We start from the raw sequence: 17,349 nt of genomic DNA on the forward strand, positions 1-17,349 counted from the left end.
CCACATCCCTATTGAAGGAGAACTCGTGGAGTCCCTCTCCGAGATCGAAACCGAGAACACCGATGCCGCGCGCGAGGACGCCGCGACGCCTGTGACCGATGCCCCGGCCGACGCGGCCGCTGCCGGCGAGACCCCTGTCGAAGAAACGCCTGCCGGCGAGGAGGCGCCCGCCGAGGAGCCCGCTGCTGCCGAGGAGCCCGTCGCTGAGGAGCCCGCTGCTGCCGAGGAGCCCGTCGCTGAGGAGCCTGCCGCTGTGGAGGAGCCCGCTGCGGCCGAGGAGCCCGCGCCCGTGAAGGCACCGCGCAAGCGCGCGCCGCGCCGCGCGAAGAGCACCGATGTGCCCGCCGAACCCGTCGAGGCGCCGGCGGCGGAGACCGCCGCTCCCGACGCGCCCGCTGCCGACGAAGCTGCGACTGCCCCCGAGGCGACCGCCGAGGGTGCTGCAGACGCCGCACCCGAGACCGAGGCGCCCGCCGAGCCGACCGAGCCCGCTGAAGGCGAGGCCCCGCAGGCCGAGGCCGGAGAAGCGCCTTCCACCGACGCCGAGAAGGCCGAAGGTGAGGGGGAGACCCCGAGCCGCAGCCGCAGCCGTTCGCGCAGCCGCAGCCGCAACCGCGGCAAGTCCGACGCCGCGCAGGGGGGCCAGCAGGGCGCTCAGAACGCGCCGGCCGAGGCATCCGACGGCGACAGCAACGGCAATGGCATCAATGCCGATGAGCAGGGCTCAGGCCGTGGGCGACAGCGCAACAAGCGCCGCGGCCAGGGTGGCGCGGGCGATGAGTTCGAGACCGAGATCGGCGAGGACGATGTCCTCATCCCGATCGCGGGCATCCTCGACGTGCTCGACAACTATGCGTTCGTGCGCACGACCGGGTACCTTCCCGGCGCGAGCGACGTCTACGTGTCGCTCGGTCAGGTCAAGAAGTACAACCTGCGCAAGGGCGACGCCGTCGTCGGTGCGATCAAGCAGCCGCGCGAGGGCGAGCAGTCGAGCCGCCAGAAGTACAACGCGCTCGTCAAGGTCGACGCCATCAACGGCCTGTCGGTCGAGGATGCCGCGTCCCGCGTCGAGTTCGGGGCGCTCACGCCGCTCTACCCGCAGGAGCGCCTGCGCATGGAGACGGCTCCCGAGAAGCTGACGCAGCGCATCATCGACCTCGTCGCCCCGATCGGCAAGGGCCAGCGCGGTCTCATCGTCGCGCCGCCCAAGGCGGGCAAGACGATCGTGCTGCAGCAGATCGCCGACGCAATCGCGAAGAACAACCCCGAGGTGCACCTCATGGTCGTGCTCGTCGACGAGCGCCCCGAAGAGGTCACCGACATGCAGCGCACGGTGAAGGGCGAGGTCATCGCCTCGACCTTCGATCGTCCGGCCGAGGACCACACGACCGTCGCGGAGCTCGCCATCGAGCGCGCGAAGCGCCTCGTCGAACTCGGCCGCGACGTCGTCGTGCTGCTCGACTCGATCACGCGTCTTTCGCGCGCCTACAACATCTCGGCTCCCACATCGGGTCGTGTGCTGTCCGGCGGCGTGGATGCCTCGGCGCTCTACCCGCCGAAGCGCTTCTTCGGCGCGGCCCGCAACATCGAGAACGGCGGATCGCTCACGATCCTCGCGACCGCGCTCGTGGAGACCGGGTCCAAGATGGACGAGGTCATCTTCGAGGAGTTCAAGGGCACGGGCAACAGCGAGCTGCGCCTGTCGCGCCAGCTCGCCGACAAGCGCATCTTCCCGGCCGTCGACGTGAACGCCTCGTCGACGCGTCGCGAGGAGATGCTGCTGAGCGCCGACGAGGTCAAGATCACCTGGAAGCTCCGTCGCGCGCTCGCGGGCCTCGACCCGCAGCAGGCCCTCGAGGTCGTGCTCGGCAAGCTGAAGGAGACGGGCTCCAACGTCGAGTTCCTCTACCAGATGCAGAACGTTCAGCTGAAGCAGCAGGCATCCGGCGGCGGCCACAGCCACGGGCACGAGAACAGCATCCGCTGACCGGCCCGGCCGTGTTCGAGTCCGTCCAGGCGCTGATCGACGAGCACCGCGCGGTTCAGGAGGAACTCTCCGACCCCACGGTGCACGCCGATGCCGCGCGCGCCAAGCGCGTGAACCGTCGCTACGCGGAGCTCTCGCGCATCGTCACGGCCTATGACGCGTGGCGTGCGGCCGGTGACGACCTGGATGCCGCGCGCGAGCTCGCCGGTGAGGACGACGCGTTCGCGGCCGAAGTCCCCGTGCTCGAGGAGCAGGTCGCCGCTGCGCAGGAGAAGCTGCGGCGCCTGCTCATCCCGCGCGATCCCGACGACGCGCGCGACGTCATCATGGAGATCAAGGCGGGGGAGGGCGGCGCCGAATCGGCGCTGTTTGCCGCCGACCTCCTGCGGATGTACCTGCAGTACGCGGCGTCCATGGGATGGAAGACGGAGCTGCTCGAGCGCAATGAGTCCGACCTCGGCGGCTACAAGGACGTTCAGGTCGCGCTCAAGGGGTCGTCGACGGACCCGGCGCAGGGAGTGTGGGCGCACCTGAAGTACGAGGGCGGTGTGCACCGCGTGCAGCGAGTGCCCGCGACCGAGTCGCAGGGGCGTATTCACACGTCGACGACGGGGGTCCTGGTCTTCCCCGAGGTCGATGAGCCCGAAGAGGTGCAGATCGACCCCAACGATCTGCGCATCGACGTCTATCGCTCCTCCGGCCCCGGGGGCCAGTCGGTCAACACGACCGATTCGGCCGTGCGCATCACGCACCTCCCCACGGGAATCGTCGTCTCGATGCAGAACGAGAAGAGCCAGCTGCAGAACCGCGAGGCGGGTATGCGTGTGCTCCGCGCGCGCCTGCTCGCGAAGCAGCAGGAGGAGCGGGATGCCGCGGCATCCGATGCCCGTCGCTCGCAGATCCGTGGCATGGACCGTTCCGAGCGCATCCGCACCTACAACTTCCCGGAGAACCGCATCGCCGACCATCGCACGGGGTACAAGGCGTACAACCTCGACCAGGTGATGGACGGCGCGCTCGGACCGATCATCGAGTCGGCGATCGCGGCCGACGAAGAGGCGCGGCTCGCCGCGCTGGGCGGCGACTGACGCGGCCGCGGGGCGGAGCGCATCGACGCGGTACGCTCAGCGCATGATCACCTTCCTTATCCGCGCGCTCATCTTCCTCGTCTCGGCGGCCGTCGGCCTCATCGTCGCCGACCTGGTTCTCGATGGCTTCCGCATCGACTGGTCGAGCTGGTGGGGATTCGTTTTCGCCGTGGTGATCTTCGCCCTGCTGCAGTCGGTTCTGACGCCGTGGGCAGCGAAGGTCGCCCGACGCAACGCGCCGGCGCTCCTGGGGGGTATCGGGATCGTGTCGACGTTCGTCGCCCTGCTCGTCGTCGTGCTGATCCCCGGTGCGGGACTCACGATCGGTCTGCCGTGGTGGACGTGGGTCGTTGCCCCGATGATCGTCTGGGTCGTCACGGCCCTCGCGACCTGGCTGCTGCCGGGGCTGTTCCTCAAGAAGAAAGTCGCGGAGCGCCGCGCCGCCTGACTGTCGGCGCTGTTTCGTATGTTCCGTTCGGGCTCCTCTCTCTTGCAGGGGACTTTCGTGAACGTGGGGCAAGGGGCAGCGATCGGCGACCACTCTGGAACCACAACATCCACTTCCACCGCGTAGTTCTCGGGGCGATCCCCGCCGGGGCCACTTCAGCGGTCGACGTCGGCACGGGCGATGGGATGCTCTCTGCAGAATTGCGTGGAGTGGTGACGGACGTCGTAGCGATCGATCTCGATGCGCAGGTTCTCCGCCGCGCGGAAGCCGAGCACTCGGGCATCGTGTGGGTGAATGATGATGTGATGACGCACGACTTCGGTCGGAGATTCGACGTCGTGGCATCCGTCGCGACTCTTCATCACCTACCGGATCTGCGTAGTGAGCTGGATCGTCTCGCGGATCTCACCGCGCCGGGTGGGGTACTCGTGATCGTTGGCCTCGCGCGCGCGTCGACTCCGTGGGACCTCGTGGTCGCGCTGGTGGGCGTTGTACAGCACCAGTGGCTCTCGCGAAAACGACGGGCATGGGAGCACTCCGCGCCGACAGCTGTTCCCGAGCACTCTCTGGCATCGGTGAAGTCGGTCCGAGGGAGGACCTCAGTGCTTGCAAACTTCGTATTTATGTTCTAAACTGAGTGTGGCGGTCGCCCCATTCAGGTGACCGCAAGGGTGAGCCGGCAGAGCAACCGGACGTTGAATGCATCGACGTCAGGAGTGCCATGGAAAAGCCGCAGGAGCGCCGCCACGAGGTGAGATTCGTGGATGCCGGGGCGCCGGGCACCGCGCCTGCGGCGCCGCTCGACCCGCACTGGGCGGAGTTGTCGTCGCTCGTCACTCGCGTCGCGGCGAACCGCACGGAAATGTCGCGGCTGCATGCCGAACGCGCGGAGATGTGCGCCGAGGCTCTCGAGCTGGTCGCGCGTCGTGTCGCGCAGCGGCAGGCGGCTCGTCCCGGCCGCGAGCTCGGGGACAGCATTCCGCTGCGGGAGGTGCTCGCCGAGCTCGCCGCAGCGCTGCGGGTAGGGGAGCGCACCGTGTCAGCGTGGCTCGGCGACGGGGCGGCGCTCGTTTCGACCTATCCGGGCACGCTCGAGGCGCTGCGCGCCGGCCGCATTGATGAACGCCACGCGTCGGCGATCATCGACGCCGGCGTCCTCCTCGATGACGACGCGCGCTCGGAGTACGAGCGCCGTGTGCTCGAGGTCGCCGAGGCGGCGACCGCCCCGGAGCTCCGCGACACCGCGCGCATCATCGCAGCCCGGTTGCAGCCGTCGATCGTCGAGGAAGCTCGGCGTGACGCTCTCGCGCAGCGTCAGGTGAAGACGTACGGTCTGCGCGACGGGCTCTCTCGCCTGTTGCTCGACGCGCCGGCCGCGCTCGTGCAGGGAATCTTCGAGCGCGTCACAGACATGGCGGGGGCGCTCGCCTCCACGGCCGAGGAGGAACTGGCCGCCGAGGAGCCGGCCGACGAGGACAACGATGAGCGCACACTCGATCAGCGTCGCGCCGACGTCGTCTGCGATCTACTGCTGACCGGTGCGCCCGGCGCGGACTCCGAGGCGGGCCTCACCGCGGTTCGCGCGACCGTCCACGTCACCGTGCCGCTCTTGACGCTCGCGGGCCTCGATGACGCGCCCGCGGTGCTCGACGGCCGTGGCCCCATCGATGCCGAGACGGCACGGATTCTGGCTGCCGCGGCTCCCGTCTGGCAACGCGTCATGACACACCCCGTGACGGAAGAGCCGCTCCGCCTCGACGTCTACCGACCGAGCGGTCGCCTGCGCCGCCTGCTGAACGCTCGCGACCGCACCTGCCGGTGGCCGGGATGCCGCCGCCCTGCGAGCCGCTCGCAAGCCGACCACACGATCGCGTGGGAGGACAGGGGCACGACGTGCGCCTCGAATCTCGCGATCCTCTGCAAGGGTCATCACACGCTCAAACACGCGTCTGCGTGGACGCTTCGCCAGCTCGGCGGTGGCCGACTCGAGTTCATCTCGCCGACGCGGCGGCGCTATCGAAACGACGTCCCCGCTGTCGTGGAGACGGTAGGTCCACCGCCATGGCGGCGCCTACTCGACGCTCCCCGCGACACGTCCGACCCTCCGCCGTTCTAATCGGTGCAGAAGGGAGGTCCGCGTCGGCCGAGTGTATAGGTTCGTGGTGTGATGCGTGATTCGGTGACGGTGATAGCTTCTGTCCATGCTCCCATCGACGTCGTCTGGCGGTTTCTGACGGCCGAGCGGAACGCGTGGTGGCCTGACATGCGGTTCGAGGCTGTCGTCGGCTCGCGGCTCGTCGAGACGTGGGTCGAGGAGGGGCGCGAGGCATCCGCGACCGGGAGCATCACGCGCTGCGAAGCGCCGCACACCCTTGGGTTCCGCTGGAACGAAGAAGGTTGGGAGTGCCCCCTCGATGTCCTGATCGTGCTCGTCGAAAACGGTATGTCGACGGCGGTCACGCTCACCGAGTCCGGGTTTGCCGCGGCGCAGACTCTGCCGGCGCTTCCTGCAGAACACGACGAGGGGTGGCGCTACCATCTCGCCCGGCTGAAGCGCGTGAGCGAAGGCAACGCGGTCGAGGCGTGCTAGATGAAGTACTCGGGGGTCGTGAGGACGGCCCGGGTGTCCTCGCCGGCGCTGCGCATGCGGGCCTTGGCGGGAACGCCGACGAGGACAGAGTCCTCCGGCGCATCCGCCGTGACGACCGCGTTCGCGCCGACGACCGAACCCGCCCCGATCGTGATCGGGCCGAGGATCTTCGCTCCCGCACCGACCGCAACGCCGTCGCCGAGGGTCGGATGCCGCTTTCCGCCCTCGCGCGTCCGGCCGCCGAGCGTCACGCCGTGGTAGAGCATGACGTCGTCGCCGACTTCGGCGGTCTCGCCGATGACGACGCCCATGCCGTGATCGATGAAGAAGCGGCGCCCGATGACGGCGCCCGGGTGGATCTCGACGCCGGTCAGCCAGCGCGTCAGCTGCGAGAGAGCGCGCGCGGGAAAGCGCCAGCCGCGCGTCCAGAGGGCATGCGCCAACCGGTACGACCAGATCGCGTGCAGCCCCGAGTAGAGGATCGCGATCTCCCACGCGCTGCGCGCGGCGGGGTCGCGGAGCTTCGCCGCCGCAAGGTCTTCGCGCAGACGCGTGAGCGCGCCCAGGCGCTCGACGCGAGGAAGGTCATGGTCACTCACGCCGTCACCTCGTCCTGCAGGTGCGCATAGAGCGCGGTCGAGAGGTAGCGCTCACCGGCATCCGGCACGATCACGACGATGCGCTTTCCCGCGGACTCCGGCCGGTCGGCGATCTCCAGCGCCGCCCACACCGCGGCGCCGGCGGACATCCCGGCGAGGATCCCCTCGCGCGTCGCGAGCTCGCGCGCGACACGGATCGCGTCGTCGAACTGCACGTCGACGACCTCGTCGATGACGGAGCGATCGAGCACGGGCGGCACGAAGTTGGGCCCGATGCCCTGGATGCGGTGACCGCCCGCGCGGCCCTCGCTGAGTACGGGGGAGTCGGCCGGTTCCACGACGACGACCTTCACGTCGGGGTTGCGCTCCTTGAGCACCTGCCCGACGCCGGTCACAGTCCCACCCGTGCCGGAGCCGGCGACGAACACGTCGACGCGGCCGTCGGTGTCGCGCCAGATCTCCTCCGCCGTCGTCCGGCGGTGGATCGCGGCGTTCGCTGCGCTCTCGAACTGGTGGGCGAGCACCGCCCCGGGCGTCTCCGCTGCGATGCGCTCAGCCGTCTCGACGGCTTCGGTCATGCCCTTATACGGGTCGGTGAGCACGAGCTCGGCGCCGTACGCCTTCAGGAGCGTGCGCCGCTCCTTCGACATGGATGCCGGCATGGTGAGAATCACCCGGTACCCCCGCGCCGCGCCGATGAGGGCGAGCGCGATGCCCGTGTTCCCGCTCGTCGACTCGACGATCGTGCCGCCCGGCTGGAGTGCGCCGGACTGCTCCGCCGCCTCAATGAGGGCGTAGCCCAGCCGATCCTTGACGGACGCGCCGGGGTTGTAGAACTCGAGCTTGGCAACGACCTCCGCCTGAACGCCCTCCGCGAGGGCGTTCAGGCGGACGAGCGGCGTGTCGCCGAACGCGCGGGTGATGTCGGGGACGATCCCTGCCACGTGCCGGATGCCTCAGATTCCGGCGGGCTCGTCGCGCAGGTGCTCGTACAGCGCCGTCGAGAGGTAACGCTCGCCGAACGAGGGCACGATCACGACGATGTTCTTGCCTTCGGCCTCGGGGCGAGCGGCGATCTGCAGCGCGGTCCAGATCGCGGCACCCGATGAGATGCCCACGAGGATGCCCTCGGAGGTCGCCACCTCGCGTGCGACGCGGATCGCGTCGTCGAACGAGACGTCCACGACCTCGTCGATGACGCCCTGATCGAGGATCGGCGGGATGAAGTTGGGGCCGATGCCCTGGATCTTGTGCGGCCCGGGCGTGCCCTTCGTCAGAAGCGGCGAGTCGGCCGGCTCGACGGCGACGATCTTGGCATCCGGCACGCGTTCCTTCAACACCTGGCCGACACCCGTGATCGTGCCCCCGGTACCGATGCCGGCCACGAAGTAGCCGATCTCGCCGTCGGTGTCGCGAAGGATCTCCTCCGCCGTCGTCTTGCGGTGGATCTCGACGTTCGCCTGGTTGGCGAACTGCTTTGCGAGGATCGCGCCGGGCGTCTCGGCGGCGATCTCCTCGGCCTTCGCGACGGCGCCCTTCATGCCGAGCGCGGGCTCGGTGAGGATGAGCTCGGCTCCGTACGCCTTCAGCAGCAGGCGACGCTCGATCGACATCGAGGCCGGCATCGTGAGGATGACCTTGTATCCCCGGGCCGCGCCCACCATCGCGAGCGCGATGCCGGTGTTGCCGCTCGTGCCCTCGACGATCGTGCCACCGGGCTTCAGCTCGCCCGACGCCTCCGCGGCGTCGACGATCGCGATGCCGAGGCGGTCCTTGACCGACGAGGCGGGGTTGTAGAACTCCAGCTTCGCGAGCACCGTGCCGGGCAGGCCCTCGGTCAGGCGGTTGAGACGCACGAGCGGAGTGTTACCGAACGCGCTGGTGATGTCGGGGTGGATGCCGGACATGGACGGCCTTTCTGCAGTGAGGGTCGTGCCCGCGGTCGAATCGGGGTCGACAGGTCGAACCAGCCTAGAGTGCCCACTTATTCCGTAGCTGAATGTGACGTTCGGTTTAGGCTGGTTCCACCCATGAGCATCGAGCACGACTCCGACGCGCGCACCGGCCTTCTCTCCCTGAACGAGTTGCTGCGCGCCGCGGCCGCCACCCTGGCATCCGCCGGCGTCCCCACTCCCGAGGTCGATGCCGAGCTGCTCGTCGCGCACGTCCTCGGGATCGGGCGCGGCGAGATCGCCGCCGCCCGAATGCGGGGGGACTCCGCGCCGACGGGGGAGCCCGCCGATCGCATCGCGCAGCTGATCGCGCGCCGCGCGGCGCGCGAGCCGCTGCAGCATCTGACGGGGTTCGCGCCATTTCGACACCTCGAGCTGCGGGTGGGTCCGGGCGTGTTCGTCCCGCGCCCCGAGACCGAGATGGTCGCGCAGCTCGCGATCGACGCGCTGCGGGCCGTGGCAGACGCCGCCCCTGTCGCTGTCGACCTCGGCACCGGGTCGGGAGCCCTCGCCCTGGCCCTCGCGACCGAAGTGCCGCACGCGCGCGTGCATGCGGCGGAGAACTCCGTCGAGGCCTTCGTCTGGGCGAAGGAGAACTTCGCGGCGCACGCTCCCGCGGCGCGTCTCGCGTTCGTCGATCTCGCGTCGGCGTTCCCCGAGCTCGACGGGCGGGTCGACGTGCTCGTGTCGAACCCCCCGTACGTCCCGGATGCCGCCATTCCGCGCGCTCCGGAGGTGCGGCACTGGGATCCGCCCGCCGCGCTCTACGGCGGCGAGGACGGCCTGGACGTGGTCCGCACGCTCTCGGGGGTCGGCATGCGCCTCCTTCGACCCGGCGGAGCCCTCGTGATCGAGCACGGCGAATGGCAGGGTGCGCCGATCCGGCAGCTCCTCGCTCAGGACGGCTGGCGCGCGGCGTCGACACACCCCGACCTCACCGGCCGCGACCGCGCGACGACGGCTCTGCGTCCCTGACCTCGGCATCCGTAGACTGGAGGGCGATATGTACGAGCTCTTCGACTGCCGCGATTCCGAGCAGCTGCTTCCCGGCATGCGCAAGGCGCGCCAGGCCATCGCGCGGGGTGAACTGGTGGTCCTGCCGACCGACACCGTCTACGGCGTCGCCGCCGATGCGTTCAACGCGGATGCCGTGGCGCGCCTCCTCGCGGCGAAGGGACGCGGTCGGCAATCACCGCCGCCTGTACTCGTCGCGGGTGTCAACACCATGCGCGCTCTCGTGGCAGAGGTCCCCGCCGCAGTCGAGCGTCTCGTCGAGGCGTTCTGGCCGGGTGGGCTCACGATCGTCCTCCCCGCACAGCCCTCACTGTCGTGGGATCTCGGTGACACCGGCGGCACCGTCGCGGTGCGCATGCCCGCCGATCGCATCGCCCTCGAGCTTCTCGAGGAGTGCGGACCCCTCGCGGTTTCCAGCGCGAACCTCACCGGACGCTCTGCCGCTGTCGACGTCGACGACGCCGCGCGCATGCTGGGCGACTCGGTCGCCGTCTACCTCGACGGCGGCCCCTCGCGCGACGGCGTGGCCTCGACGATCATCGACGCGACGGGTCTCGTCTCGGGTGCACGTCCGGTTCGGATTCTGCGCCGCGGCGCCGTCTCTCGCAGCGAGCTCGAGGAGAGCCTCGGCGATCTGCTCGAGCCGGACGACCACGACCACGACCACGGCGACGGCTCGGCGTGAGGTTCTACGTCCTCACGGTGGTCGTGACGGCCCTCCTCACGCTGGGTCTCACGGCGCTCGTCTGGAAGCTCGGGCTGCGGTACCGGCTGTACCCCGAGATCCGAGAACGCGACGTGCACACGACGCCGAAGCCGCGCATCGGCGGTGTCGCGATGTACGTCGGCGTCCTCGCCGCGTTCGCGCTGTCGTCCCAGATCCCCTACTTCGCGATCATCTGGAACGACCCCGCCCGGATCTGGTCGATCCTGGGCGCCGCGACCCTGATCGTGATCATCGGCGTCGCCGACGACCTGTGGGATCTCGACTGGATGATCAAGCTCGGTGCGCAGTTCCTGGCGGCGGGCGTGGTGGTCGGCTTCGGCGGCATCCAGATCTTCTACATCCCGCTCGGCCAGCAGTTCGTCGTGTCGAGCTGGATGAGCTTCGTACTGTCGGTGTTCGCGATCGTCATCGTGATGAACGCGGTCAATTTCATCGACGGGCTCGACGGCCTCGTCGCCGGCGTCGCTCTCATCGCGAATGCCGTGTTCTTCGTCTACACCTACCTCGTCGCCCGTGACACCGGAGCGGAGACCTACTCGAGCCTCGCGTCCTTCATCGCCGTTGCCCTCGTCGCCGTCTGCCTCGGGTTCCTCCCGCTGAACTGGAGCCCGTCCAAGCTATTCATGGGCGACTCGGGCGCGCTCCTCATCGGCCTCCTCATGGCCGTCGCGGCGATCGCCTTCACGGGGAGCCTGGATCCCGCCCTCCTCGGTGACAACGACGTGTTCGGCCGGTCGCAGCTCCTCGGCGCGTTCATCCCCATCCTTCTGCCGGTCGTCGTCGTGCTGCTCCCGCTCCTGGACTTCGGTATGGCCGTCATCCGGCGGATGGGGCAGGGCAAGTCACCGTTCTCGCCCGATCGCAAGCACTTGCATCACCGCATGCTCGACATGGGCCACAGCGACCGTGCGGCCGTCGTCATCTTCTACGCCTGGACCGCCGTCGTCTCGGTCGGCGTGCTCCTCATGTACATGGGGACGAGCCGCGACTGGCCCGGCGACTACTGGCCCGGCGTCGCGTTCCTCGTCATCGGTGCGGCGGCCTGCGTGGCCGTGACACTGCTGCCCTCCGCCGGTCGCAGCGCTGCGACCGCCTCGACAGATCCCGACACAGATCCCGAACCCGAACCCGAACCGAGGACCTCATGACCGAGACCCCCGATCCGACGTCCCCCTCCACTCGTCGCGACGTGTCGAGCAACCGCGTCTTCCGCACGACGCTGCTGTGGTCGGCCGCCATCACTGCGGGCCTCGCCGTCGCGGGCGCGCTCATCGGATTCGCGGTCGCCGGCACCTCCGGGCTGTGGAGCGCGCTCATCGCGATCCTCCTCGCCGCAGTCTTCCTCAGCCTCACCGCAGGAACGATCCTCATCGCGAACCGCTGGTACGGCGATCCGCTGTACGTGCCGATCTTCTTCGGCGCCGTGATGGGCGGTTGGATCGTCAAGTTCGCGCTGTTCATCGTCGTGCTGCTCGTCCTGCGCGGTCAGCCGTGGCTCAACGGCACCGTGTTCTTCGTCGCGCTCGTCGTGAGCGTCGTGGCATCCCTCATCATCGATGTCGTCGTGATGCTGAAGATGCGCGTCCCGTACGCGGGCGATGCGAACCTGCCCACTCTCTCCGACATCATCGACGAGGCCCGTCGCCCGTCCCTGCCGCCTCTGCCGCCGGAAGAGGGTGGTACCGGCAGTGACGGAACACCTGCGGACGCGGGTGGCCCGCGCGCCTGATAGGCTGTCCTTGCGCCTGTGACCGCGGTGTCGAAAACGCTGGGGACTGTGTGCGCATCGACTTTCACCGACCATCGTCGCCTCGGTTCACGCCGATGCCCCGAAGCTGGAGTCTGCGCTGTTTACCCACGCTGCGACCCTGATCGCCAAGACCGCTGAAGAAGGCGGCGAATTCCACGGGCCTTCGATCTTCGACTTCTTCCCCGACGTTCTCTTCACGATCGCGGGAATCCCCGTCACGCGCATCCATCTGGTCCAGTTCCTGGCGACGATCGCGCTCGTGCTCTTCCTCTGGCTCGGCACGCGCAACATGCGTCTCGTCCCGGGCCGCTTCCAGTCGATCACCGAGATGGGGCTCGACTTCGTCCGGGTGAACATCGCGGAGGATCTCCTCGGCAAGAAGGACGGCCAGCGGTTCCTGCCGATCCTCACGACGCTGTTCTTCATGATCCTGTTCTTCAACCTGACAGGCATCATCCCGTTCCTGAACCTCGCCGGCACGGCGATCATCGCGGTGCCGCTCCTGCTCGCGGTGGTCAGCTACGTCACCTTCATCTACGCCGGCATCAAGAAGAGCCCGAAGAACTTCTTCAAGAACGCACTGTTCCCCTCCGGCGTGCCGTGGCCGATCTACATCATCGTGACGCCGATCGAGCTCATCTCGACGTTCGTGATCCGACCGGTCACCCTCACGCTGCGACTCCTCATGAACATGATGGTCGGGCACCTCCTGCTCGTCCTGTTCTTCGCGGCGACGCAGTTCTTCCTGTTCACCCTGGGCGGCTGGTGGTCGGCCCTCGCGGCGGGCTCGCTCGCCTTCGGCTTCATCTTCACGCTGTTCGAACTCCTGGTGGCCGTCCTCCAGGCCTACGTCTTCACCATCCTCACCGCGGTCTACATCCAGCTCGCGGTGGCAGAAGAGCACTGAGCGGGCGAGGCTTCCGCCTCTCCCACCCAACCCCGAAAGGAAACAACCCGTGGACGCTACTACGGTTCTCGCCGATGTCTCCGGCTCCATCGCGACGGTCGGCTACGGCCTCGCCGCCATCGGCCCCGCCATCGGCGTGGGCATCGTCGTCGGCAAGACGATCGAGGGCGTGGCCCGTCAGCCCGAGCTGGCCGGTCGCCTGCAGGTCCTGATGTGGATCGGTATCGCCTTCACCGAGGCGCTCGCCTTCATCGGCATCGCGACCGCCTTCATCTTCGGCTTCTGATCGCTTTCCACCAGTCTTAAGGAGACAGGATGCACAGTCTTGTCGCGTACGCCGCGGAAGAGGCAGCGCCCAACCCGCTGCTTCCCGCGTGGTACGACATCATCTGGTCGGCGGTCTGCTTCGTCATCATCCTCATCGTCGTGTGGAAGGTCGCCCTTCCCAAGATGAAGGTCATGCTCGACAAGCGCGCCGCGGCGATCGAGGGCAACATCGCGAAGGCCGACGAGGCGCAGCGCAAGGCCGAGGCCGCGCTCGAGGAGTACACGGCTCAGCTCGCCGAAGCCCGCAAGGAGGCCGGTGAGATCCGCGATGCCGCCCGTGAGGACGGCAAGAAGATCGTCGCCGAGGCGAAGGATGCCGCGTCCACGGAGGCCGCCCGGGTGACCGCCGCCGCGCAGACGCAGATCGAAGCGGAGCGCCAGTCGGCTCTCGTCTCACTGCGCAGCGAGGTCGGCACACTGGCGCTCGACCTCGCGGGTGGCGTGATCGGCGAATCGCTCTCCGACGACGCCAAGGCGAAGGGCGTCGTGGACCGGTTCCTCGCCGACCTCGAGAAGGCTGAGTCCACCGCGGAGGCCGGGAAGTAATGGGCAGCGCGACCACTCACGCACTGGCGACGACCACCGCGGAGCTTCAGGCAGCCACCGTGAGCGACCTCCAGGTCGCGCGCGAGCTGTTCACAGCGGCGCGGGAGATCGCCGACTCGGCGCAGCTGAGCGGCGCGCTCTCCGCGTGGGGCGCTCCGGGCACGGCGCGCGCCCAGCTCGTCCGCACCGTCTTCGCCGGCTACGGCGCCACGTCGTTGCAGCTGCTCGCCGCCGCGGCGGGTGAGCGGTGGTCGTCCCTCGACGACCTGATCGCCGGTGTCGAGGAGCTCGCGATCCGCGCAGCCGCCCTCGGCGCGGGTGATGCCGACGTCGAAGGGGAGCTCTTCCAGTTCTCCCGTACGGTCGCCGCGAACCCCGAGCTCGAACTCGCGCTCGGCAGCCGTCTCGGCGATGCCGCGGCGAAGGGGGCACTCGTCGACAAGCTCCTCGCCGGCCGCGCGAACGCAGCGACGGTGCTCATCGTCAGCGAGCTCGTGCAGCAGCCACGTGAGCGGCGCGTGCGTGCGCTCCTCAGCCGGGCGCTCAAGATCGTCGCCGACCAGCGGGGGCGTACGGTCGCGACGGTCCGCGTCGCGACCGCCCTGGATGCCGCGCAGCAGGGTCGCCTCGCGGCCGCGCTCGGCGCGAAGTACGGCAACGACGTCACCCTGAACGTCGTCGTCGACCCGACCGTCCTCGGCGGCGTGCGGGTGGAGATCGGAGACGACGTCATCGACGCGACGGTCTCCTCCCGAATCAACGACTTGCGCCAGCGCCTCGCTGGCTAGAACAGAAGGAACACCATGGCAGATCTCACCATCAGCCCCGACGTCATCCGTGACGCGCTGAAAGACTTCGTCGCCGCGTACGAGCCCGCAGGGGCCGCAGCGACCGAGGTCGGCACGGTCGTCGACGCGGCGGACGGCATCGCGCACGTCGAGGGTCTTCCCGGCGTCATGGCGAACGAGCTCGTCCGTTTCGAGAACGGCATCGAGGGTCTTGCGCTGAACCTCGACGAGGCCGAGATCGGTGTCGTCGTGCTCGGCGACTTCTCCGGCATCGAGGCGGGCCAGAAGGTGACCCGCACGGGCGAGGTCCTCTCCGTCGCCGTGGGCGACGGTTACCTCGGCCGTGTCGTCGACCCGCTCGGCAACCCGATCGACGGTCTCGGTGAGATCGCGACCGAAGGGCGCCGCGCGCTCGAACTGCAGGCGCCGGGCGTGATGCAGCGCAAGTCGGTCCACGAGCCGATGCAGACCGGCATCAAGGCGATCGACGCGATGATCCCCGTCGGACGCGGCCAGCGCCAGCTCATCATCGGTGACCGTCAGACCGGTAAGACGGCCATCGCGATCGACACGATCATCAACCAGAAGGCCAACTGGGACTCGGGCGACGTCAACAAGCAGGTCCGCTGCATCTACGTCGCGATCGGTCAGAAGGGCTCCACGATCGCCTCCGTCAAGGGTGCGCTCGAGGATGCCGGGGCTATGGAGTACACGACGATCGTCGCCGCTCCCGCGTCCGACCCGGCCGGCTTCAAGTACCTCGCCCCCTACACCGGCTCGGCCATCGGCCAGCACTGGATGTACGGCGGCAAGCACGTCCTCATCATCTTCGATGACCTGTCGAAGCAGGCCGAGGCCTACCGTGCCGTTTCGCTCCTCCTGCGCCGCCCGCCGGGCCGCGAGGCGTACCCGGGTGACGTCTTCTACCTGCACTCGCGTCTGCTCGAGCGCTGCGCGAAGCTCTCGGACGAGCTCGGCGCCGGCTCGATGACGGGTCTCCCGATCATCGAGACGAAGGCCAACGACGTCTCGGCGTACATCCCGACCAACGTGATCTCCATCACCGACGGTCAGATCTTCCTGCAGTCCGACCTGTTCAACGCGAACCAGCGTCCCGCGGTCGACGTCGGCATCTCGGTGTCGCGCGTCGGTGGTGACGCTCAGGTCAAGTCGATCAAGAAGGTCTCCGGCACCCTGAAGCTCGAGCTCGCGCAGTACCGCTCGCTCGAGGCCTTCGCGATGTTCGCCTCCGACCTCGACGCGGCATCCCGCCGTCAGCTCGAGCGCGGTGCGCGTCTGACCGAGCTCCTCAAGCAGCCCCAGTACGACCCGTACCCCGTCGAGGAGCAGGTCGTGTCGATCTGGGCCGGCACGAACGGCAAGCTCGACTCGATCGCGGTCGAGGACGTGCTCCGTTTCGAGCGCGATCTGCTCGACTACCTGAAGCGCAACACGACGATCCTCGACACGCTGCGCGACACGAACGTCCTCGACGACGCGACCGCTGCCGAGCTCGAGAAGGTCACCGACGCCTTCATCCTCGAGTTCCAGGGCGGCAAGGGCCAGGCCATCAACAAGCCGGGTCACGAAGAGGTCGCCGCGGCGCACGAAGAAGACGTGAACCAGGAGCAGATCGTCAAGGGCCGCCGCGGCTGACGCCGAGGCATCCCTCACTGATACAGGACATCCATGGGCGCACAACTCCGGGTCTACAAGCAGAAGATCGCTTCCGCTCAGACGACCAAGAAGATCACGAAGGCGATGGAACTCATCGCGGCTTCGCGCATCCAGAAGGCGATGGCGCGCGTGCGCGCGTCCTCGCCCTTCGCGCGGGCTGTGACGCGGGCCGTCTCCGCCGTGGCGACGCACTCCAACGTTCAGCACCCGCTCACGACCGAGCGTGAGGTGATCCGTCGCTCGGCGGTCGTCATCTTCGCGAGCGACCGGGGCCTGGCGGGCGCGTTCAACTCGCAGATCCTCCGCGAGGGTCTGCAGTTGGGCGAGCTCCTGCGTTCGCAGGGCAAGGAGGTCGAGTACTTCCTCGTCGGACGCAAGGCCGTCGGCTACTTCCAGTTCCGCCGGATGCAGGCGGCAGGGGAGTGGATCGGCGACACCGACACCCCGCACTTCAACACCGCCGAGCAGATCGCGGGCGCGCTCCTCGACGCCTACGACCGCGGCGGCGAGGAGCAGGGCGGCGTCGACGAGATCCACCTCGTCTTCAACCGCTTCGTCAGCATGATGACCCAGGAGCCGCAGACCGTGCGCCTGCTGCCGCTGGAGATCGTCGAGGCCGATGAGGTCGTCGAGTCCGCCGGTGCGAGCGCGAACCAGGTCTACCCGCTGTACGAGTTCGAGCCGAGCCCCGAGGTCGTCCTCGATGCGCTGCTGCCGGTCTACGTGCAGAGCCGCGTGTTCAACGCGCTCCTGCAGTCGTCGGCCGCCAAGCACGCCGCGACGCAGAAGGCCATGAAGAGCGCGTCGGACAACGCCGACAAGCTCATCACCGACTACACCCGCCTGCGCAACAACGCGCGTCAGGCCGAGATCACTCAGCAGATCGCCGAGATCGTCGGCGGCGCCGACGCCCTGGCATCCGGCAAGTAATTCCCACCGAAAGAGACAG

Annotated in this window: 19 protein-coding genes; 16 read left to right on the forward strand and 3 right to left on the reverse strand. The window is 68.6% G+C overall.

The window, feature by feature from the left end:
* Nucleotides 1-25 precede the first annotated feature (25 nt).
* From rho to WFI52_RS05135, 6 genes are all read left to right on the forward strand, one after another.
* The gene (gene rho / locus WFI52_RS05110; protein ID WP_336625805.1) at nucleotides 26-1,987 is read left to right on the forward strand and encodes a transcription termination factor Rho; all 1,962 of its coding nucleotides are present in this window, start codon (nucleotides 26-28) and stop codon (nucleotides 1,985-1,987) included.
* Nucleotides 1,988-1,998: 11 nt separating this feature from the next.
* On the forward strand, nucleotides 1,999-3,075 hold the full coding sequence (gene prfA, locus WFI52_RS05115) for a peptide chain release factor 1 (protein WP_336625804.1): 1,077 nt from the start codon (nucleotides 1,999-2,001) through the stop codon (nucleotides 3,073-3,075).
* A gap of 43 nt (nucleotides 3,076-3,118) precedes the next feature.
* The gene (locus WFI52_RS05120) at nucleotides 3,119-3,523 is read left to right on the forward strand and encodes a hypothetical protein (protein ID WP_336625803.1); all 405 of its coding nucleotides are present in this window, start codon (nucleotides 3,119-3,121) and stop codon (nucleotides 3,521-3,523) included.
* Nucleotides 3,524-3,708: 185 nt separating this feature from the next.
* Nucleotides 3,709-4,155: a class I SAM-dependent methyltransferase gene (locus WFI52_RS14180; protein ID WP_442927694.1), complete on the forward strand. Its 447-nt coding sequence runs from the start codon at nucleotides 3,709-3,711 to the stop codon at nucleotides 4,153-4,155.
* 89 nt (nucleotides 4,156-4,244) lie between these two features.
* Nucleotides 4,245-5,639, forward strand: a complete 1,395-nt coding sequence (locus WFI52_RS05130) for an HNH endonuclease signature motif containing protein (protein WP_336625801.1) — start codon at nucleotides 4,245-4,247, stop codon at nucleotides 5,637-5,639.
* Between the two features lie 51 nt (nucleotides 5,640-5,690).
* Complete coding sequence (locus WFI52_RS05135) at nucleotides 5,691-6,113, forward strand: SRPBCC family protein (RefSeq protein WP_336637397.1); 423 nt, start codon at nucleotides 5,691-5,693, stop codon at nucleotides 6,111-6,113.
* Here the strand turns inward: WFI52_RS05135 and epsC are convergent.
* Genes epsC through cysK (WFI52_RS05150) form a run of 3 tightly spaced genes read right to left on the reverse strand, consistent with a single transcriptional unit; the run spans nucleotide 6,110 to nucleotide 8,619 of the window.
* Nucleotides 6,110-6,679 carry a serine O-acetyltransferase EpsC gene (gene epsC, locus WFI52_RS05140; RefSeq protein ID WP_442927704.1) on the reverse strand — a complete coding sequence of 190 codons (570 nt, stop codon included), beginning with the start codon at nucleotides 6,677-6,679 and terminating at the stop codon, nucleotides 6,110-6,112. The genes WFI52_RS05135 and epsC overlap by 4 nt on opposite strands.
* A 29-nt stretch (nucleotides 6,680-6,708) precedes the next feature.
* Nucleotides 6,709-7,656: a cysteine synthase A gene (cysK, locus tag WFI52_RS05145; RefSeq protein ID WP_336625798.1), complete on the reverse strand. Its 948-nt coding sequence runs from the start codon at nucleotides 7,654-7,656 to the stop codon at nucleotides 6,709-6,711.
* Nucleotides 7,657-7,668: 12 nt separating this feature from the next.
* Nucleotides 7,669-8,619: a cysteine synthase A gene (gene cysK, locus WFI52_RS05150; protein ID WP_336625797.1), complete on the reverse strand. Its 951-nt coding sequence runs from the start codon at nucleotides 8,617-8,619 to the stop codon at nucleotides 7,669-7,671.
* Nucleotides 8,620-8,742: 123 nt separating this feature from the next.
* On the opposite strand from cysK (WFI52_RS05150), the gene prmC reads away from it, so the two are divergent.
* The 10 genes from prmC (at nucleotide 8,743) to WFI52_RS05200 (ending at nucleotide 17,330) form a co-directional block, all read left to right on the forward strand.
* Entirely contained in the window at nucleotides 8,743-9,639 is an 897-nt protein-coding gene (gene prmC / locus WFI52_RS05155) for a peptide chain release factor N(5)-glutamine methyltransferase (protein WP_336625796.1), read from the forward strand.
* A 28-nt stretch (nucleotides 9,640-9,667) separates the two neighbouring features.
* A complete protein-coding gene (locus WFI52_RS05160) occupies nucleotides 9,668-10,363 on the forward strand; it encodes an L-threonylcarbamoyladenylate synthase (RefSeq protein ID WP_336625795.1) in 696 nt (231 codons plus the stop codon).
* Entirely contained in the window at nucleotides 10,360-11,553 is a 1,194-nt protein-coding gene (locus tag WFI52_RS05165; RefSeq protein WP_336625794.1) for an MraY family glycosyltransferase, read from the forward strand. Before WFI52_RS05160 ends, WFI52_RS05165 begins: the two co-directional genes overlap by 4 nt.
* Complete coding sequence (locus tag WFI52_RS05170; protein WP_336625793.1) at nucleotides 11,550-12,134, forward strand: hypothetical protein; 585 nt, start codon at nucleotides 11,550-11,552, stop codon at nucleotides 12,132-12,134. Before WFI52_RS05165 ends, WFI52_RS05170 begins: the two co-directional genes overlap by 4 nt.
* Nucleotides 12,135-12,252: 118 nt before the next feature.
* Nucleotides 12,253-13,062, forward strand: a complete 810-nt coding sequence (gene atpB, locus WFI52_RS05175; RefSeq protein WP_336626081.1) for a F0F1 ATP synthase subunit A — start codon at nucleotides 12,253-12,255, stop codon at nucleotides 13,060-13,062.
* Nucleotides 13,063-13,111: 49 nt separating this feature from the next.
* Complete coding sequence (gene atpE, locus WFI52_RS05180) at nucleotides 13,112-13,348, forward strand: ATP synthase F0 subunit C (protein ID WP_215487937.1); 237 nt, start codon at nucleotides 13,112-13,114, stop codon at nucleotides 13,346-13,348.
* Between the two features lie 29 nt (nucleotides 13,349-13,377).
* Nucleotides 13,378-13,935, forward strand: a complete 558-nt coding sequence (locus tag WFI52_RS05185) for a F0F1 ATP synthase subunit B (protein ID WP_336625792.1) — start codon at nucleotides 13,378-13,380, stop codon at nucleotides 13,933-13,935.
* Entirely contained in the window at nucleotides 13,935-14,723 is a 789-nt protein-coding gene (locus WFI52_RS05190; protein WP_336625791.1) for a F0F1 ATP synthase subunit delta, read from the forward strand. Before WFI52_RS05185 ends, WFI52_RS05190 begins: the two co-directional genes overlap by 1 nt.
* Nucleotides 14,724-14,738: 15 nt before the next feature.
* On the forward strand, nucleotides 14,739-16,379 hold the full coding sequence (gene atpA / locus WFI52_RS05195; protein ID WP_336625790.1) for a F0F1 ATP synthase subunit alpha: 1,641 nt from the start codon (nucleotides 14,739-14,741) through the stop codon (nucleotides 16,377-16,379).
* Between the two features lie 33 nt (nucleotides 16,380-16,412).
* Nucleotides 16,413-17,330 (forward strand): F0F1 ATP synthase subunit gamma, encoded by a 918-nt coding sequence (locus WFI52_RS05200; protein ID WP_336625789.1) that lies wholly within the window; start codon nucleotides 16,413-16,415, stop codon nucleotides 17,328-17,330.
* Nucleotides 17,331-17,349 lie beyond the last annotated feature (19 nt).

The sequence above is a fragment of the Microbacterium sp. MMO-20 genome, from assembly GCF_037147735.1.
In the GTDB taxonomy this organism is placed as follows: Bacteria; Actinomycetota; Actinomycetes; order Actinomycetales; family Microbacteriaceae; genus Microbacterium.